The sequence below is a fragment of the Fervidicola ferrireducens genome (assembly GCF_001562425.1).
Lineage (GTDB): Bacteria > Bacillota > Thermosediminibacteria > Thermosediminibacterales > Thermosediminibacteraceae > Fervidicola > Fervidicola ferrireducens.
In genome coordinates this window covers 1-23,394 of the sequence record NZ_LOED01000028.1, presented here as the reverse complement: position 1 = coordinate 23,394, position 23,394 = coordinate 1, and the positions used below count along the sequence as shown (strand labels likewise).

The 23,394-nt window shown below is 41.6% G+C and carries 23 protein-coding genes; all 23 read right to left on the bottom strand.

Annotated elements, in window-relative coordinates:
* Positions 1-19 precede the first annotated feature (19 nt).
* The 23 genes from AN618_RS09705 to AN618_RS13340 all read right to left on the bottom strand — a co-directional run bounded on the left by AN618_RS09705 (position 20) and on the right by AN618_RS13340 (position 22,987).
* Entirely contained in the window at positions 20-790 is a 771-nt protein-coding gene (locus tag AN618_RS09705; RefSeq protein ID WP_066354427.1) for a CheR family methyltransferase, read from the bottom strand.
* A 273-nt stretch (positions 791-1,063) separates the two neighbouring features.
* Positions 1,064-1,438 (bottom strand): adenosylmethionine decarboxylase, encoded by a 375-nt coding sequence (gene speD / locus AN618_RS09700; RefSeq protein ID WP_066354426.1) that lies wholly within the window; start codon positions 1,436-1,438, stop codon positions 1,064-1,066.
* Between the two features lie 119 nt (positions 1,439-1,557).
* Positions 1,558-2,607: a type 2 isopentenyl-diphosphate Delta-isomerase gene (gene fni, locus AN618_RS09695; RefSeq protein ID WP_066354425.1), complete on the bottom strand. Its 1,050-nt coding sequence runs from the start codon at positions 2,605-2,607 to the stop codon at positions 1,558-1,560.
* Between the two features lie 32 nt (positions 2,608-2,639).
* Entirely contained in the window at positions 2,640-4,610 is a 1,971-nt protein-coding gene (locus AN618_RS09690) for a bifunctional 4-hydroxy-3-methylbut-2-enyl diphosphate reductase/30S ribosomal protein S1 (protein ID WP_066354424.1), read from the bottom strand.
* 37 nt (positions 4,611-4,647) lie between these two features.
* On the bottom strand, positions 4,648-5,229 hold the full coding sequence (locus tag AN618_RS09685; protein WP_066354417.1) for a lysophospholipid acyltransferase family protein: 582 nt from the start codon (positions 5,227-5,229) through the stop codon (positions 4,648-4,650).
* Positions 5,219-5,905, bottom strand: coding sequence for a (d)CMP kinase (gene cmk, locus AN618_RS09680; RefSeq protein WP_245628476.1), 687 nt, complete (start codon positions 5,903-5,905; stop codon positions 5,219-5,221). The genes AN618_RS09685 and cmk overlap by 11 nt, the downstream gene beginning before the upstream one ends.
* 14 nt (positions 5,906-5,919) lie before the next feature.
* Complete coding sequence (locus tag AN618_RS09675; protein ID WP_066354416.1) at positions 5,920-7,155, bottom strand: BaiN/RdsA family NAD(P)/FAD-dependent oxidoreductase; 1,236 nt, start codon at positions 7,153-7,155, stop codon at positions 5,920-5,922.
* Between the two features lie 19 nt (positions 7,156-7,174).
* On the bottom strand, positions 7,175-7,636 hold the full coding sequence (locus AN618_RS09670) for a hypothetical protein (protein ID WP_066354415.1): 462 nt from the start codon (positions 7,634-7,636) through the stop codon (positions 7,175-7,177).
* A gap of 18 nt (positions 7,637-7,654) precedes the next feature.
* Positions 7,655-8,899 (bottom strand): ABC transporter ATP-binding protein, encoded by a 1,245-nt coding sequence (locus AN618_RS09665; RefSeq protein WP_066354413.1) that lies wholly within the window; start codon positions 8,897-8,899, stop codon positions 7,655-7,657.
* A gap of 19 nt (positions 8,900-8,918) precedes the next feature.
* Positions 8,919-9,782 carry an agmatinase gene (gene speB / locus AN618_RS09660; RefSeq protein WP_066354411.1) on the bottom strand — a complete coding sequence of 288 codons (864 nt, stop codon included), beginning with the start codon at positions 9,780-9,782 and terminating at the stop codon, positions 8,919-8,921.
* Between the two features lie 14 nt (positions 9,783-9,796).
* Positions 9,797-10,624 carry a polyamine aminopropyltransferase gene (gene speE, locus AN618_RS09655; RefSeq protein WP_066354409.1) on the bottom strand — a complete coding sequence of 276 codons (828 nt, stop codon included), beginning with the start codon at positions 10,622-10,624 and terminating at the stop codon, positions 9,797-9,799.
* Between the two features lie 83 nt (positions 10,625-10,707).
* Complete coding sequence (locus AN618_RS09650; protein WP_066354407.1) at positions 10,708-11,169, bottom strand: GNAT family N-acetyltransferase; 462 nt, start codon at positions 11,167-11,169, stop codon at positions 10,708-10,710.
* A gap of 13 nt (positions 11,170-11,182) precedes the next feature.
* Positions 11,183-11,896 carry a pseudouridine synthase gene (locus tag AN618_RS09645; RefSeq protein WP_083515163.1) on the bottom strand — a complete coding sequence of 238 codons (714 nt, stop codon included), beginning with the start codon at positions 11,894-11,896 and terminating at the stop codon, positions 11,183-11,185.
* A gap of 44 nt (positions 11,897-11,940) precedes the next feature.
* Positions 11,941-13,251, bottom strand: coding sequence for an FAD-dependent oxidoreductase (locus tag AN618_RS09640; protein ID WP_066354402.1), 1,311 nt, complete (start codon positions 13,249-13,251; stop codon positions 11,941-11,943).
* 16 nt (positions 13,252-13,267) lie between these two features.
* The gene (locus tag AN618_RS09635) at positions 13,268-14,215 is read right to left on the bottom strand and encodes a sulfide/dihydroorotate dehydrogenase-like FAD/NAD-binding protein (RefSeq protein WP_066354397.1); all 948 of its coding nucleotides are present in this window, start codon (positions 14,213-14,215) and stop codon (positions 13,268-13,270) included.
* Between the two features lie 98 nt (positions 14,216-14,313).
* Positions 14,314-15,384 (bottom strand): lysine 5,6-aminomutase reactivase subunit KamB, encoded by a 1,071-nt coding sequence (gene kamB, locus AN618_RS09630; RefSeq protein WP_066354394.1) that lies wholly within the window; start codon positions 15,382-15,384, stop codon positions 14,314-14,316.
* Positions 15,385-15,402: 18 nt separating this feature from the next.
* Positions 15,403-17,220, bottom strand: coding sequence for a cobalamin B12-binding domain-containing protein (locus tag AN618_RS09625; RefSeq protein WP_066354392.1), 1,818 nt, complete (start codon positions 17,218-17,220; stop codon positions 15,403-15,405).
* Between the two features lie 15 nt (positions 17,221-17,235).
* Positions 17,236-17,475, bottom strand: coding sequence for a hypothetical protein (locus tag AN618_RS09620; protein ID WP_066354390.1), 240 nt, complete (start codon positions 17,473-17,475; stop codon positions 17,236-17,238).
* Positions 17,476-17,559: 84 nt separating this feature from the next.
* Complete coding sequence (locus AN618_RS09615; protein WP_066354388.1) at positions 17,560-18,303, bottom strand: FCD domain-containing protein; 744 nt, start codon at positions 18,301-18,303, stop codon at positions 17,560-17,562.
* A gap of 116 nt (positions 18,304-18,419) precedes the next feature.
* Positions 18,420-19,703 carry an FAD-dependent oxidoreductase gene (locus AN618_RS09610; RefSeq protein ID WP_066354386.1) on the bottom strand — a complete coding sequence of 428 codons (1,284 nt, stop codon included), beginning with the start codon at positions 19,701-19,703 and terminating at the stop codon, positions 18,420-18,422.
* A gap of 29 nt (positions 19,704-19,732) precedes the next feature.
* Positions 19,733-21,199 carry a hypothetical protein gene (locus AN618_RS09605; protein ID WP_066354383.1) on the bottom strand — a complete coding sequence of 489 codons (1,467 nt, stop codon included), beginning with the start codon at positions 21,197-21,199 and terminating at the stop codon, positions 19,733-19,735.
* A 72-nt stretch (positions 21,200-21,271) separates the two neighbouring features.
* Entirely contained in the window at positions 21,272-21,697 is a 426-nt protein-coding gene (locus AN618_RS09600; protein ID WP_066354380.1) for a DUF6917 domain-containing protein, read from the bottom strand.
* A gap of 99 nt (positions 21,698-21,796) precedes the next feature.
* The gene (locus tag AN618_RS13340) at positions 21,797-22,987 is read right to left on the bottom strand and encodes a D-alanyl-D-alanine carboxypeptidase family protein (RefSeq protein WP_245628477.1); all 1,191 of its coding nucleotides are present in this window, start codon (positions 22,985-22,987) and stop codon (positions 21,797-21,799) included.
* Between the last annotated feature and the right edge of the window lie 407 nt (positions 22,988-23,394).

Below are 23,394 nucleotides of genomic sequence, written 5' to 3'. Positions count from 1 at the left end.
ATTTTTTATCCTCTGTATTTTACTTTAACTTTTTATAAAAAAAACTTTTAATACTCATAAAGCCGTACTTTTGAGGCATTAGAATCTGTTCCGTGTTCCCTACAAAAAAAACTCCGTCATCGGCAAGGGAATCATAAAATTTCTTATAAAGTCTATCTTTAGCCTCTTCCGTAAAATATATCATTACGTTTCTACACAAAATAAGGTCGCAGTTTTTGGGAAATTCATCTTCCAGCAAGTTGAGATTTTTAAACTTCACCTTCTTTTTTATTTCCTCTTTTATAAAATATTTACCTTCTTTTACCATGAAAAATGTCCTCTTCAACTCTTCAGGAACATTTTCAACGCTCTTTTCCGAATATACACCCAATCTGGCAGCCTCCAATGCATCATCATCGATGTCAGTAGCTAGAATATCTACCTTATTGTAACCAATTTTCTCAAAAAGCAGCGCCAAAGAATACGCTTCTTCACCAGAAGCACAAGCTGAACTCCATACCTTAAGGATTTTGCCCTTTGCTATAAGTAACGGTAATATCTCTTTTTCCAATACCGTCCATTGCGCCGGGTTCCGAAAAAATTCCGATACGTTTATGGTTATGTAATTTAAAAATTCTTTTAAGTGTCTTTCGCTGTGCTTTAACAGCATGAAATAGCTCGCAAGATCTGCCATATTGTTCCTTTTCATGAGAGAATATATTCGCCTTTTCATTTGCTTTTCTTTATACAAAGATAAATCTATCCTGGTCAATTTCTTAATATTCGTCACGAACTCCTGGTACGCTTCCAACCGCACACCCCCTGATTTTTAGCCCTTTGGTATATTATACCACACAAATCTACAATTTTGGACAAAAAAAATCCATGACACACGCTTACGCGTGCATCATGGGGGCTACATGTAAAGGGGGTCTTCATTCAATAATATAACCAAAACAAAAATTTTTATACAAAAACGGAAAAAATGCGCGACCTTCCGTCCACGCATTTTTTCCGTTACAGAAAACCGTATTCAAAGGGTTTTCTTCCAAAAATCAACCTATCCCCTTCCCTTTTGTCAAAATTAAAAGTTAACCACCTTTACAGGTTTTTCAAATACTCCCCTTTTAACTTCGGAGGCAGTCATATGCTTAGCCTTGAATCTTTCCGCAATGTAGTTGCACGCATCCCACGGATTAACCTTTTCCCCGCACGTAAAAACGTCTACCGCAGCATATCCTAACTCCGGCCACGTATGGACCGTAAGATGGGATTCCGAGATAACAACTACACCGCTTACGCCTTGCGGACTGAACTTATGGAAAGCAACTTCTCTTACTTCGGCCCCTGCCTCAAGTGCAGCTTTTACCATAATTTCTTCGATTAGATCCCTGTCGTTCAATACATTTTCATCACAATCATAAATTTCTGCTAAGATGTGCCGCCCCAAAGCTTTCATTTCACTATCACAGCCCCCTTCGTTTTAAAATTAATCAATCAAATTAAATTGTAGCAGATTATTGGAGAATGTCAATAGATTTGAGAAAAATCCTCGAAAATTCCCTTTTGTTCACTGTTTCAGCGGAATTTCGCGTTAATTCCTCTGAATTTTAGCCAATTATACGTCCTTCCTTCGATTATCAACGGCCTTTTTCTTAAATCCGATATGTTCCGTGCTCCCACCATAGCCATAGAATATATGAGCTCCCTTTCCACACGCTCGAGATATTTTCTCAGTGCCGATGGGCCACCTTTCATCAATTTATAAAGTACGAATCCGGCAAAGCCTGCTGCTTTAGCTCCCAAAGCCAGCGATTTTGCTACATCAAGTCCAGTTTTCAATCCTCCCGATGCGATTACATCCACCCTGTCCCCTACTTCGCTTAAGACCTCTATCAAGCTTATAGGAGTGGGTATGCCCCACCCCTCCAATACCGGTACTGCATTCTTTTTATTTCTCATGTTCTCAATGGCTATAAAGTCTGTGCCACCCGCTCCGCCAATATCTATTATTTTTATACCGCAATCTGCAAGTATTTTTGCTTCTTCTTTTGCGATGCCAAACCCAACTTCTTTTACAATGACTGGAACTTTTACTTCGCTTGCTATTTTACTTATTTTCTCTATGGTTCCTTCAAATTTTTTTCTGCCCTCTGCCATCACTATCTCCTGCGGAATATTTAAATGAATTTGTACAGCATCCGCTTTTATCATGTCCACCACTTCTAGAACTTCCTCGGTCGAAGCATCGGCTCCTATGTTTGCAAATATTATGCCTTCCGGGTTTTCCTCTCTTACAACTTTAAAACTTTTTTGAGCCGATTTATCCCTCAATGCAATTCGCTGTGAACCGACGGCCATAGCAAGGTCCAGTTCTCGAGCAATTTTTGCCATTTGCCGGTTTATTGTAAAGGCTAGAGGAAACCCACCGGTTATGGCGTTTATAATTATCGGTTTTTTAAGTTTTAATCCTTGGAGCTGAGTAGAAATGTCTATTTCGTCTAGATTAACTTCCGACAAGCAATTGTGGAGGAGCGTGATATCTGAAAAAATATCCCTCTTTAATCGCCTTTCCAGCATCAAGCTATATCTAATATGTTCCCTTTTCCTTCGAGCCCTTTTTTTCATCAAAATCCCCCTAAAGGAGCAGAGCCTTCGCCTCATTTTTTGAATTGTTCTTTTAGAATATCGCCAACTACATCACCTATTGTAACCTTAAAATCGTCTTTGGTCTCATAAATCTTTTCTTCTTTCTTCGTGTCTTTTTTCACCGTTCTTTCCTCTTCAAGTGCCTGTTTTATGCTAAGGCTTATCTTCTTCTCCTTTGCATCAATATTTAGGATTTTTGCCTTTACCGTTTGCCCTTCCTTTAAAACTTCCTTTGGAGTAGCCACGCGTTTGTCGGAAATCTGCGAGACATGTACAAGCCCTTCAATTCCCGGTTCCAGCTCAACGAAAGCTCCGAAATTTGTCAGTTTCACTATCTTTCCTTCGATTATTTGTCCGACCTTATACTTTTTATCTACTTCCTGCCACGGGCTTGGACTTAATTGTTTTAATCCCAACGATATGCGTTTTTGCTCTTTATCTACCTTTAACACCTTCACATTCAATTCCTGATTTTCGCTCAAAATTTCGGAAGGATGATTTATCCGACACCAAGACATGTCGGAAATGTGCAAGAGTCCATCAAAGCCGCCTATGTCCACGAAAGCACCGAAATCAGTTATTTTTTTAACTACACCTTTTATGACCTGCCCTTCCTTAACTTTTTCCCATATCTTTTCTTTTGCTCTTTCAATCTCTTCTTCTAAAAATAACTTATGTGAGAGCACGATTCTTTTTTTATCCTTGTCCATCTCGAGGATTTTCAAGTTCAATTCTTTTCCAACCAATGACGCCAGGTCTTCTATGTGTTTCAGGTCGGCATGAGACGCGGGAACAAACCCCCTTAAGCCCTCCACATTGACTAGAAGGCCTCCTTTTATATTTTCCACCACTTTACCTTTAACCGTACCATTTTCTCTGTATATCTCTTCCAGCTTTCGCCAGCCTTCTATTATATCCGCTCTTTTTTTGGAAAGAATTAAGTTGCCATTTTTGTCCTCAAGCTTTAATATCATAACTTTAATTTTCTCTCCCACTTTCACTACTTCAGAAGGGGAGGCAAAGGGAACATACGATAATTCTTTTAGGGGTATTATGCCATCGGATTTATAGCCCACATTTACCAGGACCTCTTTGTCAGTCACTTTTTCTACAACGCCTTCCACTATTTGCCCCTCGGCAAAGTCCGACTTTTTTGATATTTGTTCCATTTTGGCAACAACCTCCTTTATAATCCAATCAGGTGTAGATGCACCCGCGGTAATACCGACTCTTTCCGCTTTTGAAAACCATTCCGATTTAATTTCGTCCGCCGTTTCGATGTGATATACCTTAGCTCCTGCGTCTTTGCAAACCTGAGCTAACTTTTTAGTATTAGAACTATTTTTCCCGCCCACCACCAGCATTACATCTACCATTTCTGCAACTTTTTTTGCTGCTTCCTGCCTCTGTTGAGTGGCATTACAACGGGTATTATAGAAAAATGCCAAATCTAATTTTTCTTTCAATATCCCCATTATTTTGCTCACATTTTCTTCAGTTTGGGTTGTCTGAACAACAACCCCTACTTTTTTATCCGTGTAAAACTTTCTCGCATCTTCTTCATTTTCTATAACCGCGGCATCCTCCCCACACCATCCTTTTATTCCTTTTACTTCCGGATGGTTGGGGTCGCCGATTATTACAACAAAATAGCCTTTATCCGATAAATCTTTCGCCAGTTTGTGAACCCGTTTTACAAAAGGGCACGTGGCATCCACCACGTTTAATCCTTTCTGCCTGGCTTGGTTTATAACATCAGGAGGTACGCCGTGCGTGCGAATTACCAGATTCCCCTCTTTAACATCGTCCAGTTCTACGGCTTTTATTCCCTGTTTTTCGTACGATTCTACCACTTGCCTGTTATGTACAATAGGACCTAACGTATAGGTTTTTTCGCCTTCTTTAATCAAATCATCCAATAATTTTATGGCATTCTTTACTCCAAAGCAAAACCCTGCGTGCTCTGCCAATATTATTTGCACCGATCCTCACTTCCCCAAGTCCAGTTTAAGTTTAAAATCAGGCGAGCATCTTTGAAACTTCATCAAAAATTACCTTGCTCAAATTAGACAAATCTATAGAACTCAATTTTTCTTTTTCATCAAGGGAAAGTCTAATTGGTTTGCCTATCCTTACCAATATATGGTTTAAAAATTTATACTCACCTTTTATGGCAACTGGCACTAAAGCCACATCCTTCACCTTCGTTGCCAACAAAGCAATCCCCGGTTCCGGTTCCTTTAAGACCCCATCTTTGCTGCGCGTACCTTCCGGGAATATGCCCAGAACCTTTTTTTCGTCTAGAACTTCTAATGCCTTTTTTATCGCTTTTCTATCAGGCGCGCCTCGGTTAACAGGAAAGGCATTTAATCTCTTTAAAATAAATCCAAAAACGGGGATCTCAAAAAGTTCTTTCTTTGCCATAAAAAAAATCGGCCTTTTCAATATACATCCAACAACAACCGGATCCCACCAGCTTTTATGATTTGAATATACTATTACAGCACCCTTTTCCGGGAAATTTTCCAAACCTTCTACCTGGATCCTAAATAGCACTTTTATCAAAATGGAACATATGAATTTGGCCAGATTATAAAACATTTTCATCCCTCTTTATATAGTCCAATATTTCGTTTACCACCTCTTCGGGAGTTTTATGCGACGTATCTATAATTACAGCATCTTCTGCCACCTTAAGGGGCGAACATTCCCTCTCCATGTCCTGTTTATCTCTTTGAGCTAACTCTTGTTCTACTTTTTCCAGATCACTATTTATGCCTTTATTCAGCATTTCCTCATATCTTCTCTTTGCCCTAATCTTTATATCTGCGGTTAAATAAAATTTATACTTTGCATTAGGTAAAACGGTCGTACCTATATCCCTTCCATCCATTACAACCCCGGAATTTTTTGCCATTTGCCTTTGGATTTCCACCAACCTTTTCCGCACCTGCGGAATACTTGCGACTGTTGAAACTTTTTCGTCGACGGAAGGCTTCCTTATTTCTTCCGTTACATCCCTACCATCAAGGTATATACGGCCATTTATTATTTCTATTGTACTTTCTTCGGCTATTTTTATTATTCCTTTTTTACTAAAATTGCCTCTTTCTAAGGCTTTTAATGTAATGGCTCTGTACATAGCCCCGGTGTCTACGTATGCGAGATTGAGTCTTTCTGCAATCATTTTAGCCACCGTACTTTTCCCGGCGCCTGCCGGTCCGTCGATGGCCACACTGTACACTTTTTCCAACTTGCCATTACTGCTGACTCTCAAGAGGCTCATCTCCTTCAAGATAAAGCTGCACTTTTCCCAGCCAGATATCCCGTTGAAAAAGCTGCCTGAAGATTGTATCCCCCGGTGAGGCCATCTACGTCAATGACTTCTCCTGCAAAATAGAGGCCTTTTATTATCTTTGATTCCATAGTGCGCGAATCGATTTCCTTTATAGAAACGCCTCCGCTCGTGACTATCGCTTCATCCTCCATACAACCAATGACAGTAAGTTTTAAATCGGTCAGATTCTTGAGAATTTTGTTCCTTTCCTCACGCGTCAATTGATTAACCGATTTTTCGGGCTCTATGCCGCAGATATCTATAAAAATCGGTATAAGCCGCTTGGGCAAAAGGTCGACTAAAGCATTCTTTAACTGTTTCCTAGAGTATTTCTCAAAGTCTCTTTTCAATCGCCTTTCCAACATTTCTCCATTTAAAGCAGGTTTTAAATTTAAAGATAACGTTACCCCTTCTTCGATATGTTCTACTACGCTGCGACTTATTGTAAGGATTATCGGGCCTGAAACACCATAATGAGTGAAAAGCATCTCTCCAAATTGGGAGGCAAGCTTCCTTCCCATGCTGTAAGCAGTAACTTCAACATTTTTTAAGCTCAATCCCTGAAGGTCTTTTACCCATTCTTCTTTTGTAATGAGGGGCACCAACGACGGACGGGGCTGTACGATGGTATGTCCAAGCTTCTGCGCAATATCATATCCATCGCCTGTAGAGCCGGTCGAAGGATAAGACTTTCCTCCTGTCGCAACTATAACCTTATCACACGGAAAAAACTCTTCTTTATCATAAAAAATCAATCCCTTTACAGTTTTACCTTCAACGACAACCTCTTTTACTCTGCTTTTATACCGTATTTCAACCCCGACCTTTATCAAAGCGCTCTCAAGGGCCTTGACGACATCTTTGGCCCTGTCCGACTTAGGGAAGACCCTACCCCCTCTTTCTACTTTCGTCTCGACCCCCATTTTATTAAAAAACGCAATCAGATCTCTGTTAGAAAATCTTGACAGGGCCCCGTACAGAAATTTTCCGTTTCCCGGGATATTTTGAATGAACTCGTGTAATTCCTTTATATTTGTCAAATTGCACCGGCCTTTCCCGGATATCAATATTTTCATGCCTAGGATACTGTTCCGCTCGAATAAGGTTACCTCGGCCCCGTGCACAGCCGCACTGTAGGCGGCCATGAGCCCAGCTGCCCCTCCACCCACTATCGCTACGCTGTTTGTCATATCTAAAAATTCATCTCCACTATTTTTTTAGCTTTCGCGCAAAAAGCATAAGCTGAGTTCTTAGCTCTTCTCCCATTTTAAACAATATCTTTTCTAAGTCCTTATTAGTAATTATCATTTGAGTGGGCTCGATGACCTCTATCTTTCTGAACTCTTCTCGCATCACAAACCGAATCATATCCTCTATCGAGTCAGCGTTGACGGTAATGAATGCCGGGGCGTAAGCAACTTTCTCTCCCAAAGTTTCGTCATATATCACGTAAGGCTCGGGGGATGTGTCGCACTCTTCAAAGGAAATTCCCTGGATAGGAATGTTTCTAAGCAGCGTCACTTGCTCTTCCCTAATATTTTGGGCCACCTGTTCAACGGGCTTTCCTCCAAATAAAAATTTGCCAGGTCTATGTTCACCCCTAAAATCCATTCGAACCCTAAATTTTATTTTGCTCTGAACGATTTCGTCTCCCAATTTTACTTTCACCATTGCAGGCCCTCCATTATTTTAAAAAAAATCTAGTAGTTCGTCGAATGATCGAAATATAACCGCCTTGGTTAAAATTTGTCGGTAAATCTTTTCAGCAAGTCCATTAGTGTAGTCCCTTTGCTCAATTGGGGTTTCGTCCAAAACAAAAGTCTTTTTATTGCCTTCCAACACCGCATCTTTCAGTGTTATTAAATTCTTCAAATTGCCGTAACCGAAGGGAATATTACATAAGACGACGGCGTCGGCTTTATCTATGCAATATCTATTTACTTTTGCTTTTTCTTCCGAAATGGGTGAAAAAGGAGGATCCTCCACTACATCTATTCCAAGCTCCTTGGCTGCTTTCCAGTCCGTATCACCCACATTCAAAACGCCAGCCGATATTTTGTAACCTTTCCCCTGAAGGTAATGGAGTACTTTTTCGCCGGCTCCTCCACCACAAACGACGTGGATGCCATTGAATTCCCTTGCTTTTTGCAGCTTTTCCACAGGCTGCGGAAAAGTTATTATCGGGCGGCCGTATGACCCTGTTCTTATTTTCAGATTAACATTGAATACTTCCTTTAGATTCTCTTCGGTAAGAACTTCATGCGGTGAACCTACCTTAAATATTTTCCCATTTTTTAAGAGGACTAACTTGTCGCAAAATATTGAGGCCAAGTTTATATCATGAAGTGCAGCTATTACGATTATTTCAAGATTTCTACTTAGTTTTCTTAATAATTCAAGAATTTCCCACTTATAATTGATATCCAGGTGGGAAATGGGTTCGTCCAATAAAAGTACTTTTGGTTGTTGGGCGAGGGCGCGGGCTATCAAAACCCGCTGTTTTTCGCCCCCGCTCAGCTCGCCGATTAATCTGTCCTTCAGTTCCCATATTCCCACCGACTTCATGCAACTTTCTACAACGGCAAGGTCTTCAGAACTTTCCCGTTCAAAAGTCCTTAAATAAGGATTTCTGCCCATCATTACAACTTCTTCAACGGTAAACCCCAAATCCAAGGATGTTTCCTGAGGTACTGTAGCAACATTTTGGGCCAGTATTTTGGTCGACATGTGCTCTATATTTTGTCCTTCTATAAAAATCATTCCTTTTTGAGGTTTAAGCCATCTATTTATGTTATTGAGCAAAGTGGTTTTGCCTGATCCGTTAGGCCCCAGTATGCCGATAAACTGCCCGGCACTTATTTCCAGACAGATATCTTCGAGGACCTTTCTTTTCTTGTAACTATAGGCCAAATTTTTTACTTCAAGCTCAGACATAACAATTTTCACCAAGCTTTTAACAAAGTGTAATCAACATTTCCCTTAAAATCTTAGCAGCAAGCAAGGAAGTCCTCTCTGAAAAATCGCTCAAGGGCGAAACCTCGACAATATCAAACCCCACCACGTTAAGTTGCCTGAAATGAGAAACCACTTCCAGTATCTCTCCTGAGCTGCAACCTCCGGGTTCGGGTGTCCCCGTTCCCGGAGCAAAGGCCGGGTCTACTACGTCGATATCTATAGTTATATAAACCGGATATCCTTTTATTTGTTCCAAGCTTTCTAAAAAAGGGCCTTTTACATCTATCAAATTCATATTTGTATGGCCTTTTGCATACTCAAACTCTTCCTTTACACCGGACCTTATGCCGTATTGGTAGAGATGTCTTTCCTTGATGCATTCACAAACCCGGCGCATCACCGTCGCGTGGGATACCTTTTCGTCAAAAAAGGTATCCCTCAAGTCCGCATGAGCATCAAATTGTAACACTTTAAGCTCTGGATATTTTTTTGCAACTTGTCTTACTATCGGATATGTAATGAGATGCTCTCCACCGATAAATACCGGTATTTTCCCATCATTCAAGATGATCTTGGCAGCCTGTTCGATAATCTCGAGGCTTTTTGTCACGTTTCCATAAGGGAGGTCTAAATCCCCTGCGTCGTAAAAAGATTTATTCTGAAGCGTATCCTGCAAGTAAGGGCTAAAATCTTCTAATCCGTAAGAAACTTCCCTTATTTTTTTCGGGGCCATCCTGGTCCCCGGTCTGAAACTTACGGTGAAGTCCATCGGAACGCCTATCACAACGGCTCTGCTCTCATCGTAATTTTCCTTTGCCTGGAGAAATCTTCCCTGATTCACCAGTCTGCTAAATCCTCGCAATTTTCTCCCCTCTTCTATTTAGAAAGGATTTCTTTTATAAATGCGGGTATTTTAAAGCAGGCTTTATGGATATCCGGCGTATAGTACCGGGTTTTAAAATCGCAGCTTTCCGGAACGTTCGCTTTATTTGGGTCCACCTGCTTAGAACCCATAATAAACGTCCACAGAGCACCTGGATATGTAGGGACAACAGCCGTATATACCGCAGCATATGGGAAAATTTCCGCAATACAATTATAAACTTCTTTTAACAATCCTTCATAATAGAAAGGAGATTCGGTCTGAGCCACGAAAACCCCTTTTTCGGTTAAAGCATCAAAAATATCCTTGTAGAACTCTTTTCTGAAAAGACCCACGGCTGGACCCACGGGATCCGTCGAATCTACGATGATAACATCGTAATGGTTTTTAAATCTCTTGACGTACGCTATACCGTCTTCGCAGAAAATCTTTGCTCTGGGGTCATCAAAAGCGACACTTAGTTCAGGGAAAAATTTCTTCGATGCCTCGATAACTTTTTCATCTATTTCGACCAGGTGAGCTTCTTTTACGGGGTGCTTCAAAATTTCATGAAGCGTGCCCCCATCTCCCCCACCTATGACTAATACCCTTTCAGGGCTACCATGGGTAAAGAGCGGTACGTGAGCTATCATTTCATGGTAGATGAACTCATCCTTCATTGTCAGCTGTACCACATCGTCGAGTATCAGCATTCTACCGAATTCCTCGCTATCTAAAACGGCAAGGTTCTGGAATTTTGTCTTTTCCGAATGAAGCACATTCTTTATTTTATAGCTCATCTTTACATTCTTGGATTGCATTTCTGAAAACCACAGTTCCAAATCCTTTCACTCCTTTTGCTGGTGATTACTTTTACATCGGAAAAATTATACCAAATATAAGGGAAACATTCAAACAAAAAGCTCTACTTCCTGCATTTTATATTCTTAAAAAAATCGTTTACATCCAGCTTCATTAAAATCGATGAATTAGCACACTGGTCTATTTGTAATGATTTTATACTTTTTTTATCCAATTCTTCCGAATCCACAGCTAGAAAGCCTATTTTTTCGAAAAAAGGTTTTGCGCTTCTAGTGTAAAGAAATATCTTTTTCACTCCTCTGCGCTCTGCAAAGTTTATTAAGGCCCTCACGAGTCCATCGCCTATTCCCCTGCCTTGAAATTCCGGCAGCACCGCAAGAGATCGAAGTATAGCCACATCACCGTAAATTTCCAACCCACCGGTTGCTATTACGATGTTTCCTTCTTCAGCCACCATAAAATTGTCAATGTGTTGTTCAATGCCATCTGTCATAAGCCCGACCTTTTCTAAAATGCCTTTTATCACCTCAAAATCCATAGATCTTGCCCTTCTAAATACAATCAAAATTTTTCCCCCTCTACAGACTTTTAAGGTAGTTAACCTCTTCTTCTGTCATGTATCTCCACCCTCCGGGGGCAAGTCCCCGGAGGGTTAGGTTCCCTATGCGGGTTCGCCTGAGCGACAAAACTGGATGGCCTATAGCTTCGCACATGCGACGCACTTGCCTTTTTCGCCCCTCGTGAATAATAATCTCGAGCACAGCAAAATTCTTTCCTTTTTTCAAAATGCGAACTTTTGCCGGGGCTGTTTTTCCATCTTCCAAGAATATTCCCTTCCTTAACCTTCTGATGTCTTTTTCATCGGGAACACCCATAACTTTCGCTATATAAGTCTTATCTATCTGATGCTTGGGATGCGTAAGCTTATACGACAGCTCACCGTCATTGGTTATTATAAGTAGTCCTTCCGTATCCTTATCCAAGCGGCCCACCGGAAATACTCTTTCCTTTACACCCGCAAGAAGGTCGATAATAGTAGGTCTGCCAAAAGGATCTTTAACAGTAGTTAAAACTCCTTTTGGTTTATTCATAATTATATATACGGGTTTCATTTTAATGCGGCATATTTCCCCATCTACTCTTACTTCATCCACATCGGGGTCGACCTTAATACCCAGTTCTTTTACAATCTTCCCGTTAACTTGAACTCTTCCATCCAGTATTAGCGTTTCACAGGCTCGTCTGGAGGCAATTCCAGCCATAGCCAGGAATTTTTGCAACCTCACCTTCAAATTAATAACACCCTTTTCCGAATAAAATATATTAGTATTTATTATTATACGCCATGTTGCCGTTTTCCTTCATTTGTGACGAGATTTTCATTGAAAACGTTATAAAGTTGGAGATTTTTCACCTTTTTTCTTATTGCCTCTTTTTCTGTAAGGTAAAGCCCGAATTTCTTCATTCGCTCGAAGTAAGTAGAACCGGCAAAAGTAAAGCGCTTATAAAGTCCTTCGGGCTTTTTCAGTTCCTCGTTGACGTAAGCTATCATGTCGCCAATGGCCAGTTCTCTTGGTAGCTTCAAAAGCTCCATTTTAAGGACCTTCCTTACCGCATTGTGACCTGCGAGAATCCCCGTACAAATTGCCTCGGTGTGCCCGACAATCGGGCCGGACTTTTCACCCGCACAAAACAAGTTTTCAACTCCTTCCACTTGCAGGTAATCATCCCGCGGTGCCATAGACATATATCTTATCGAATTACCTTTGCTGCCTGCATAGGGGTCCTCAAAACGAACATTTTCAAAGCCTTTAATTTTTCTCAATTCATCTAAACTGAAAAACGGTGCCATGAGCTTTGCGTGTCCAGTATCCAGTAATACGATGTTCTCAGCATATTCATCCAAAGCATACTGCTGGCATACTTTTATTGAAAGTTTTTCCTTATGAATAAACACGTCGGGCAACTTTATCACAACTACTCCTTTTTTCTCCAATTCCTTTTTTATATCTTCTCCGAGTGAATCTTTGTTCAATTTACATGAACCGCTCATCGCCCCGTAAAGGTCTGGAGATCTTTTAGCGACAAGGTCTTCCACTCCTGCTTTTTTACTAATACTGACTCTCGGCCCAAATGCCGGACATCTTTGTATACACATGCAGCATCCATTGCCATATTTAACGCAGTTTCCCATAGGCCCTGAAGAGCCGGTGGTTTCCACATATACATCACCTTCGATTGTTTCGCCATCGGCTAACACTATACTTTTTATCCTTTTCCCCTCCATTTTGACATCCACTGCTCTTGATTGAAAGCGAAGCTCCACTCCCATTTTTTCTAAAAATTTTCTCACCCGGGGTTCTATTTTTAAAACATCATATAGTGTGGCGTGGGAATGTCCGGGAAAGTCCACATTGCGATGACGTGCGGTTTCATCCGCGATTTCAAATAGCTCTCCTGCACCTAACGCAATTGCCTCTTCAGCCGCGGTATAGCGGCCATTGTTCCTCATTATGCCTCCCACGAGTCCGCACCCAAGAAGCATATCAGTCTTTTCCAAAATCACCACTTCAGCTCCCGCTTTTCTGGCGGCCAACGCCGCACCACATCCCGCCCAGCCGCCGCCTACAACTATTACTTTTGGCATGATTTGAGCCCCCCAACTAAATCATATATTCTGTTTGTGCTTTACAAAATTTTATCTTTTCAGAGCCCAATGTAACCACACAACTTCCGCAAATTCCCTCTCCGCAGCACATCTGGACGTTGTTAGATGCTGCAAAGTCTATCTTCCGACCGCTCCGGATAACGGCCGACTTTACAAAATCGTGCTGCACATCCGAACCGCCGCTGTAAATCATTTCAATGTTTTTTTCTTCTATCAAATTCAGCAGCATTTCTCCAAACACAAGATCCTGTTTTGCAAAATATTGAACCTCTACACCCAGGTTTTTCAAATAATCTTCGGCGGGGTTATATTTTATCGCCCCGGCATCCAATAAGGCCGTTATTTCATTTTTCCCCCGAACGAGAGCTTTAGCTACCAAGACAAGAGAGGCCTGCCCTATCCCACCGCCGATCAATAAACATCTTTTGTTCTTTGCCCCCTTTATGTGCTTTAAACCTAATACTCCGTTGTAATAAGGTCCTCTTAATAAGAAAGCTTTATTTTCCCGAACTAAATTTTTAGTCTTCGGGCCTATTATCTGAACGGCAAAGTTTAAACTGTTTTCATCTTCATTTGCATCCATCACACAAATAGGAACTTCAAAATAAGGCGGAGTATCAAAAGACTTTAAAAAGACATAAGTCCCGGGTTGGCTGAAATCCCGACTTAAAGCAGGCAATGTGAGTATTACCTTAAACACTACAAGGTTATCGCTGAATGCCTTTTTTTCTGCTATTTTTGCCTCTACTGTCTTTCGAAAGTTTTCCTTTTTCTTTCCGTTCCAAATGTATTCCTGATAGACGCAAAACCCCTGCCAATTGCAATCGCACGTATCTTTCCCCTGGAGTACAGAACACACAAGACAGCTTTGAGTCTCAGCAAGGTAACAAGGACAATAAGGCGACAGCGCATCTATGCACCTGTAGTTAAAGTTAAACACCACTGAGAACCACCCCTCCAAAAAATAAACCTAAAATTAATTTATGAATGGCCCTTCCGAACTGTGATAAAGAAAAAAGGCCGAATCACAACGGATTCGACCTAAAATCCCAAAATTTTCATTAATATATCCGCACCATCTTTTAAAATATTCACTACCGGCAGCGAGAGTGCTTTTTGCATCTCTTCTTTCAGCAACTTTTCATCGACATAAGCTGGTTCGTAAATATTTTTATCGAACATATATCGGGGATAAAAAGGATTTATAGTTACCGCCAAAACCGGCACTTTTTTCAATACTTCAATTCGCCCTTTTAAAGCTTCTATCTTATTTATAGTCCTCACTATTCTTTCGGGACTTGCACTCACCAGAAGTTTTATCGGATCATGAAGGAGAATTGTAAAACCGCTTAACCTAGCACCTAATATTTTTAAAAGTTTTTCCAGCGCCGGCTGGGAAACGGCAGCGGGTATATACACGGCACGGGCATCGTCGGTTATAATTTTTCTCAGTTCTGCCACTATGTCATCATGAATTAACGCCGAATAGCGATAGGTATCTATTTTGCCTCCTTTATTAATTACCGCGATTGTTTTTATATCGCTTGCTATCTTTTTATAGCTTTCTTCCGCCTCAGCCAAATCTAATATATCGCAAATATGCCTCGTCTCTTGAACCAACTCGGCCACGTCGGGATTTCTAGCGGCACCGGTTGCAATAATCAGGCCTTCCGTCACGGCCATCGGCGCTATTCTATTCAATGCTCCATCAACAAGAACCATGTGGCATCCCGCTTTTTCTATCATCGTATCGACGACTCTTTTAAGTTCGCCACTCTTATTAGGGCCCGCTACCACTACGAGCCCGTCTTTCTTTACTTCGGCAATTATAACCTTTCCTAACGGCGTAAAAATATTGGTTTCTTCTACAATTTTCAATTCTGCACTTCCTGCATTTATTAAAGTGATGGCAGTAGCTACTACGTTACCTTTATTTAAAAACAACCTGGGTTTTACCAGTCCCGTTATGTTATCAATCTCTTCCCCGTCGTAACCTATGCTGGTCAAGCCCACTTTTGTTTTCGAGGACTGAGATACACATCTAAGAAGTGCTGATATTGTTGTAGTTTTGCCGGTGTTTTTGGCAGTACCGGCAACGCCGATTATTCGCACCCTAATTACCTCCGGAAGTTAAATATTCTTTACCGTGCCGCGGCCTGCCCTTCCCGGGTACGCTCCTTCTTCACGGCTTCCCAATAGCCCCTTATAAAGGGCATCCACAAAACTGCCGTTTTTAACAACCGATTCGAGGGTACGTTCTATGCCTTCCACAATCTGAGAAGCCCAAATTTCGGAATTTTCGGTGGGAATTATTTTAGCATGTCCGAAAAATCTAAATGCCGATTGAGTTGCTCTGAGAGTATCGACCCTTGCAGCAGCAGATATGGGTCCGCCCGAATAAGCTTCATCGGCAGAAGCGATGGAAATTCCATCAACTTCTAACGAAGAAGCTAACGATGCGTGTAAGGCTGTACTTAACGAAGATTGAACCCTGTCCTCTGTCTGGGTCAAAAATCCGATAGGTGCACCGCACCAGATTGGTGCGTTTAGTATGCTCTTTAGTGCAAAGATTTTTGCCGCATTGAAATCGATGTAATTGTCTTTCATTTGGCCACTTATCATCACTTCTGGCGAATAACAGAACAATGGCTGAAGGATTGGCCGCGCACCGAGTTTGAGCCCCAGCATTGTCACAATTAGCATTCCTGCAAATGCTTTGTGCGCCGGTACTCCGCATAACTCTTCGTTAGTGACCACATCGAAAGGCATCTTAAATCTAGCGGCATATTTTATTGCAGCCACTGCATCTACAGTAAGTCTTTCGGGGTCGGTGCCTCCCCCCAAAGAACCATAAGCTATATTTATTTTTGTTAAATCCGCTCCCACTTTCCCTGCAAGCAAGACAGTCTCCGGTGTGTTTAAGCCTCGATGAGCTCTCACCTGCCACAGTGTAGAAGGCATCAGTGCATCTTTTATAAGCTTGAGATTTTCATAAGTTATAACGGAACCGTCCTCTTCGTGGGTGATGAAACCTTCGTAAAAACCCTCAGTCCTGGCCCCCCACGAAGGGTCGAAATGAACGACGCCGTCCGCACCCCATGCCTCACAGGTTTTGATGTGAGCTATATCCATGAAGGGGCAACCGGTTCCGTATTGGATAAAAACTACGGGATTCGTATCAATATGCTGCAAAATCAAGGGTTTCATTTTTGCTTTTACTTTTTCTAAATAGCTCTTTAAAGCCTGTAGTTCTTCCGAAGTAAGCTGCCTTGTTTTTTCTTTTAACGCACCATTAGCATAATATGCCTTTACTATGTCGTCGCAAAAAGCAGCATATTCCTTCCTCAATTGCCTCAATTCGGCCTCATCGTCGCTTTCAAACATCTTCTCACGGATTTTTGCCCTTTCGATACCGGGAGTCGTTTTGCCTTTCACGTATTCAATTATTTCATCGGCAATAGTATTCAATAACTTTTCTATTCTTTTGTTTTTGAACGTATAATCGTATTTCTCCGTTATATCCTTTTTCGTCTTTCGCGCACCTCTATCTTCTTCTATATATTCCCTGCCTTCAACGAAGGCTATAGCTTCTTCAACCGTGGTTCCGGGTCCAAAACCTGCGTCAAATCCTAGTTCCGCGGCAAGCTCTGGCTTAATCGCCATGCCTCCGATACCTATTTTTACCCTTTCTCTTAATCCGGATGCCTCGGCTAGATCGATGAAACTCCCCAGGATTTCAGCCACCCTATATCCAAGAGTTCTGCTGATTAATATTACATCCACGTTGTTGTCTATAGCCGCTTTAATAATTTCTTCAGGAGAATAATCTGGAGGAAGTAGAATTGTATCGTGCCCTGCTAAATCAAGGCCTCTTTTTATCATCTTAAGGCCGATGTCGTGAACAGGATCTAACGGTGCGAGCAGTACTTTTTTCTTCTGAGAAGTCATACATTTTCCTCCTCATCAACTATTATTTTTTTTATTATAAAACCAATTGTACCGATCTCCGGGTTTATATATATACCCTCTTACCCTGACTCTAGCACCCGGACCGAGGTGTTGGATGAATACAATACTTGCATCACTAAATCCCAGTTCATTCATCATTTGTATGGAAATCTTCTTTGCTTCCTCTTCGCTGTCGCAAACCAAAAATGTTTCTATGTCCACGGCATCCATAACTTTTTCTAGGGCTTTTGACATAATAATTCCTCCCTCATCATTGATGAGTAGTCACGTTTACAAATAACCTTCTAAAATTTTACATTTGGAAAAAATGTAGTCAGCTTACATAGTTACATTCTCACTCTCATACACCATACTCCAATACTTTTCTACATCTGCAATCAGATTCTCTATATGTTTTACCATGGCATTTTCCGCTGCTTCCGGGTTTCTCGAAGCTATGGCCTCAAAAATCTTCTCGTGGTCCAGTAATACTTTACTCTTAACCTTCTTTCTTATATATTCTAAAATCGGCGATAATTGCCCGTGTTGTCTTATGAGGTCCAAAGCTGCATCAAGAACCCTATTCCTAGCTGCTTGAGCTATCAGTTTATGAAATTTGACATCATCTTCTGCTATCGAAAGCCCCTTTTCTACATGAACTTGTTGAAATTTTATTACTTCTTCCATTTCTTTAAGTTCTTTTTGAGTTATATATTGAGCGGCAAGTCTCGCCAATTGGCTTTCTATCACTTTCCTCGCAATCAATATGTCGATTAAATTTTTTCTGCCGGTAGCTTTTATGACGTTTATAAGTTCATTTCCATAATGGTTGATTTTGTGATCATGCTCCAATTCCCTTAATTTTTCGATGCCGTAAGATGTCAATATTCGCCCTTTAAACCCTACTTTCTCGGTATAACCTTCGGCGTCCATCTCTCTTAAAATTCTCCCGACAGTAGCCTCGCTTATATCATAGCCATTCAGTTTCAGGTTTTCCCGGACAAAACCCGACCCCACCGGGACAGATGAATTCGATATAGTCTTGAGGATTTGATACAATAACTGCTTTTTTTCCGAAGACATACTACCCTCCTGATGGCTAATATTCTCACCTTACATTATATAATATTTTGATGTCCAAAAAAATCATTTCTTAGACAAAAAGGGGCCTTATTTGCCCCTTTTTGTCTAATTTCACTTTATACAATCTTTTGGTTGAAGAAATTCAACATGCCAGCCTTTTCAACTCTTTCTCTTATTTTATCTACGTCAGTCGTATACAAACCTAATTGTTTCATCCTTTCAAAATAGACTGATCCCGAGAAAGTATATTTCTTCGAAATCCCTTCCTCCGTCTTCATCTGTTCGTTTACATAGGTGATGGCATCACCAACTGCCAGCTCTGTCGGAATTGTCGCCAAACTGACCCCCGCCGCGTATCTCACTGCGTTCGCACCGGCCAGCGTCCCTGTGCATATCGCTTCGGTGTGTCCCACCAGCGGACCTGCCTTTTCTCCTGCGCAGAAGAGATTTTCCACTCCTTGAACTTTCAGGTAATTATCCCGCGGGGACATCGCCATATATCTTATAGAGTTGCCCAGGTTTCCTGCATACGGATCTTCGTAGCGGGCGTTTTCAAATCCCGGAATTCTTCTTAACTGGTCGAGCGGGAAATAGGGCGTCATCAATTTCGCATGGCCCGTGTCGAGCAATACGACATTTTCCACGAATTCTTTTAAGGCATATTGCTGGCAAGCTTTTTTAGTCAGGATTTTCTCATCTTCTCTAACCTCAGGGGGAACCGGGATGACAGCCACGCCGGTGGTATTAAGTTTTTCTACTATTTCTTCGGATAGAGAATCTTTATGCAGTTTACAAGATCCGCTCATCGCCCCGTACGTTCCGTCGGCTTTTTTCGCCATCATCTCTTTTACTCCAGCTTTCGCCGCTATGCTGACACGCCCACCGTAGCTCGGACACCTTAAGATGCACATGGCACATCCGTTTCCATATTTAGTGCAATTGTTTTGAGGGCCGGCAGTTCCAGTGCATTCGACGAACACGTCTCCGGAAAATACCTCGTCATTATCGGTTATAACGGTTTTAATTTTGTTCCCTTCCATTTCTATGTCTCTCACTCGGCTCATCGTATGAATCTCAATGCCGGCTTCTAGGAGAACTTTTTTGACGGCAGGTTCGACCTTTGATACATCATAAAGGGTGGCGTGTTTATGGCCTGGAAACTCCACGTTTTTATGCCTTGCTACCTTGTCCGTAACTTCAAACAGTTCCCCGGCTCCCATTGCAATCATTTCTTCCGTAGCAGTGAAGCGACCGTTGTTGCGCATGATTCCGCCTACCAAACCAGTTCCCAATAACATATCGGTTCTTTCGAGCAACACAACTTCCGCACCGGCTTTTCTGGCGGCAAGGGCGGCGGCACATCCTGACCACCCGCCCCCTATTACTACAACTTTAGGCATTGTATGACCCCCTAAAAGTTTCTTTTTATTTAATCAATATAACCACTATATTTGGCCACAATTTCAATCAGCCTGACAAGGGCCCGCACTGCTAATCTTGCTCTATCCTCTATTATCTGACCGTTATCGTCTGTGGTTCCCAATCCCGGCGATATCATAATGTTTGCATCGTAAGCTACTGTGGGTATTACTCCCATTTGCGACATTCCGCTTTGGAATATATTCGTTCCTGCGTACATATCTTCTATGGTAAATATCGGCAATCCCAATTCTTCGCCATTCCAAGTGTTTTCGTAATTTACTTCCACCGCCCTGCTGTTGTAAGACTTGCTTATTATTAAGCCTTTCTTTATCTTCGGATGTATGTTTTCAAATTCTTCTTTTACTATTTCGTAAAGATCGTCCACAGGCTTGGTAAGTTCTTCGGGGTTTTCCCTCAATTCTTTTAATGCTGCTATGACACCCAACAAAGCTTCTTTACCCGGGTCATTGGTTACGTAGGCAGCCTTTCCGTAAGAAGCGGTAGTACCGTATCTATCTCCGTGGTAACCCAGAGCCCTTCTTATGGGAACCATGTACTCCTCTTTTCCGATTATAAGGCCGGCGGTTGTGGATTCGCTGGCTTTATCCATGCTGTAAATAATAACGTCTGCTCCGCTCTTTCTTATGTCATGGCCTATAAACGGCACACCCCACGCGTTATCTAAAACATAAGGCACGTCAAACTCATGGGCAATTTCTGCCAGTTTCTTTTGAAGCACCGGTGTTCCATCGGCATCCTTTACACCGTATCCGTAACCTGGGGTATCATACGCTAGAGAGGTTATGCCCGCCAGCATGGAAGCATTTCTTTGTGCGGCTTCCTTTATCTTTTTCGCCGATGCTTCGGGATCAACCTTGGTCAGTAAAATTGCAGGATGGTATTTGATTCCATGCACCGAATAATCCGCTCCAACAAGTGGCACAATGTGGACACTCAGATTATTTTGTCTTTTTCCATAGAATCCAAGTTCACCTGCAGTGCAGCCCCGGTCTGCGAAAATGTCCTTGAAGCGGGGCGGGTAAGGCCTTCCATATCCTCCATGATGATGCAAATGCTTTTCGTATGGGATAATATAGCGGCTGAGGTAATTGTCGCCTCTGCCCTGCATTGGCGGAGTAAACAGCACATCAAAAGTTACCCATAAACCGGCTTCGCAAGTGTTTATGGGTGCTGCGTCATATTCATCTCCATATACATCCTTCACTATAGCTCTTATTTCATCCACCAACTTGGCAAGAGGAATAACTTCGGTGCTTCCTTTTTCAACAGCTTCCCTTACTTTTTTGGTCAGGGGCGAAGGGCAGCCCGATATAGCTCCCGTAAGGCCGAACTTTCCTCTAATCTCAGGGGGTATACCGATTTCATCAGCTGCTTTTCTGGCCTCCGCATAGATGTTGGCAATATTTGCCTGAAGGTGTTTATACATTTCGAATTTCTTTTTAAACTTTGGCATTCTTTAACCCTCCTCATTAAATTTATGGAACCAAGCGGCGAATTAGCCGCTCAATTCTCAATCTTAATTTTACTATCCTATAACAATTTCTGAATCAAGCTCGATTCCCATTTCGTTTCCCGTCACTAGTTCCGGAGCATTTACCACTATGTTATAATGGTTGGGCATATGCGTCTCGTCGTATCCCGCTATTTTACCTACTACTCTGCCATTAATTTTTACCTCATCGCCTGACACTATAACTGCACTTTCTTTTACCTCGAAAAAACCTACGTATGCAATTCTGTTCACAATGTCTCCAGGCCCTCTTGCTTCATCAGTGATAATAAGTTCATGCACTTCTCCGACTTTTATACATCTTGACGGTTGAACGATTAATTTTAGGCCTCTCTCTTCGTATTTTCCATCCAAAACCACAATTATTTTGCCTTTTAATGGTTTCTTTCTCACATAAGGATTAACCCCTTTAAACATGCCAGTTTTATAAGGATCTCCCATAATAATCATACCCCTCATCATTGATGAGTTGTTTTAATTTAGAAAATTCGACATGGAAATTGAAAATCCTTCTTGTTCAATAAATTTTTTTATGAAAAATCACCCCTCGCCAAGCATCCATATCTTAATCATTTTATAGAAATTATCGAAAAGCGACTTTTTCCTTATGTCATAAATTGAAACAAGAGGCGCACTGCAAATGAACGTTGAGTCGATATATATTTGAATTTCTCCTAAAACTTGGTTTTTATAAACCGGCGCTTCCGTAAAAGGAAAGACGCTGATGTTCATCCGAATTTTTTCTTTTTTCCTTAACGGCAAAGCTATATCTTCTCCCGCAACTACCACCGCTTTTTTTACAATGCCTCCCCTTACAGGAACGGCAGCATAAACGCTGTCTTTTGATACCAGCTTTTTTAATTCATAATTCTCAAATCCGTAGTTAAGGAGTTTCAATGAAGTCGAAAAATGGTCTTGTGCGCCTAACACTACCGAAATAAGCCTAAATCCATTTTTTTGAGCAGTAGCCACAAGACATCTGCCTGCTTTCCCTGTGTAACCAGTCTTGACACCGTCTATAGTCTCAGAAATCCTTAGTAATCTATTAGTGTTGTATATATGCCTTGTGTATTTTCCTTCGGTTATAACTATATCTTTTGTACCTACAATTTCCCTAAATTTAGGTATATTGAGGGCATATCTGGTAATCAAGGCTAAGTCTCTCGCTGTAGTATAATGCCCAGGTTCATCAAGTCCGTGAGGATTTTTAAAACTGGTGTTTTCAGCACCTATTTCTCGCGCTTTTCGGTTCATCATTTCGACAAAGGTTTCTACATCTCCGCCTATATGTTCGGCAATAGCTATAGCAGCGTCATTTCCGGAAGGTAACAACAATCCGTATAACATATTTTCCAGAGACATTGTTTCACCAACCATGAGGTGAAAGGAGGAACCTCCAACTGATGCAGCCCTGCGGCTAACGGTTACTTTTGACGATAAATCTCCCCTTTCCAGTGCCAGAATAGCCGTCATTATTTTAGTGGTACTCGCCATAGGCAGTCTCAATTGAGAATTTTTTTCTATTAAAACTCTCCCGGTAGTCGCATCCAATAACAGGTACGCACGGGCATTTAAATGGAGACTTGTTTCTTCAGCCTGCACCACACCGGCACGACTCAAATTAAAAATTATAAACGAGGCGTATATTAAAAAAGACACCAGAGCATTTTTTTTGCTGCTTTCAAACATAATACGATCCCTCCAGCTAAGGCTAGTTTTTGCAAAAAGCACATTCAAGATTCTTAAAAAAAGCTGGAGGGATTTACAAAAATCCCGCCATTCATCCCCCGATTTTAATCGGGGGATGAATGGCGGGTTGTAATTTTTCTCCGGTTATGCTAAAATTTAAGCGAACTGGAGGAGATGCTATACGCAGATAGTAACTCTAAAACTAAAACTCTTATCCCCAAACAAAGGCAAACTGGAGAAAATGGCCCGAATGCTCGAGACATATCGAAAAGCCTGCTCATGGTTCCTAAAGCAGGCTGAAACTTTGAAAACTACCAGCAGGGCAAAGTTAAACCGCGAAACCTACCACAAAGCCTGTGAACTATTCGACCTCAACCGCGCTACACTCCAGTGCGCCATGCTCAAAGCACTCTCAGCTTATCGCTCATACCTTTCCCGTACAAAAAATG

Bases quoted from the DNA above. Each gene is read 5' to 3' on its own strand.
- speD (WP_066354426.1), bottom strand. From the start codon at position 1,438: ATGAAAGCTTTGGGGCGGCACATCTTAGCAGAAATTTATGATTGTGAT.
- fni (WP_066354425.1), bottom strand. From the start codon at position 2,607: ATGAAAAAAAGGGCTCGAAGGAAAAGGGAACATATTAGATATAGCTTG.
- AN618_RS09685 (WP_066354417.1), bottom strand. From the start codon at position 5,229: ATGTTTTATAATCTGGCCAAATTCATATGTTCCATTTTGATAAAAGTG.
- AN618_RS09675 (WP_066354416.1), bottom strand. From the start codon at position 7,155: ATGACAAACAGCGTAGCGATAGTGGGTGGAGGGGCAGCTGGGCTCATG.
- AN618_RS09670 (WP_066354415.1), bottom strand. From the start codon at position 7,636: ATGGTGAAAGTAAAATTGGGAGACGAAATCGTTCAGAGCAAAATAAAA.
- AN618_RS09665 (WP_066354413.1), bottom strand. From the start codon at position 8,899: ATGTCTGAGCTTGAAGTAAAAAATTTGGCCTATAGTTACAAGAAAAGA.
- AN618_RS09640 (WP_066354402.1), bottom strand. From the start codon at position 13,251: ATGCCAAAAGTAATAGTTGTAGGCGGCGGCTGGGCGGGATGTGGTGCG.
- AN618_RS09625 (WP_066354392.1), bottom strand. From the start codon at position 17,220: ATGACTTCTCAGAAGAAAAAAGTACTGCTCGCACCGTTAGATCCTGTT.
- AN618_RS09620 (WP_066354390.1), bottom strand. From the start codon at position 17,475: ATGTCAAAAGCCCTAGAAAAAGTTATGGATGCCGTGGACATAGAAACA.
- AN618_RS09615 (WP_066354388.1), bottom strand. From the start codon at position 18,303: ATGTCTTCGGAAAAAAAGCAGTTATTGTATCAAATCCTCAAGACTATA.
- AN618_RS09610 (WP_066354386.1), bottom strand. From the start codon at position 19,703: ATGCCTAAAGTTGTAGTAATAGGGGGCGGGTGGTCAGGATGTGCCGCC.
- AN618_RS09605 (WP_066354383.1), bottom strand. From the start codon at position 21,199: ATGCCAAAGTTTAAAAAGAAATTCGAAATGTATAAACACCTTCAGGCA.
- AN618_RS09600 (WP_066354380.1), bottom strand. From the start codon at position 21,697: ATGGGAGATCCTTATAAAACTGGCATGTTTAAAGGGGTTAATCCTTAT.